This is a genomic window from Mesorhizobium sp. Arg314, assembly GCF_053714275.1.
Window position 1 is genome coordinate 1 of sequence record NZ_JBSKBP010000257.1, and the last position, 446, is coordinate 446.

The window sequence follows — 446 nt, forward strand, 5'->3', positions numbered from 1 at the left end:
TCTCCCGATACCGCGACGCCCGAGGACATCCGCCGCTTCCAGTTGTATCAGCATGAGAACGGCGTCGGGCCTGCGACCATCAACGGCGCGGTCTCGGCGTTGCGGTTCCTGTTCCTGGTGACGCTGAAGCGGCGGGATCTGGCCCGTGTGCTGGTGATCATGCGCTATCCACGCAAGCTGCCCGACGTGCTGAGCGTGGAGGAAGCGGCGCGGCTGCTCGAAGCCGCACCAGGCATCAAGTACAAGGCCGCACTCGGCGTCGCCTATGGCGCGGGCCTGCGCGTATCGGAGGTCGCGCACCTCAAGGTCGATGATATCGACAGCACACGCATGCTGATCCGCGTCGAACAGGGCAAAGGACGCAAGGATCGCAACGCCATGCTCTCGCCGCAACTGCTCGAACTGCTGCGCCTGTGGTGGCGCGAAGGCAGGCGTCGCGGTGTGAT

Annotated in this window: 1 protein-coding gene; it reads left to right on the forward strand. The window is 65.2% G+C overall.

What is annotated here, in order from left to right; genetic code table 11:
• A partial coding sequence (locus ACWGS9_RS36115) for a tyrosine-type recombinase/integrase (RefSeq protein ID WP_454509500.1) occupies positions 1–446 on the forward strand: 446 nt, incomplete at both ends.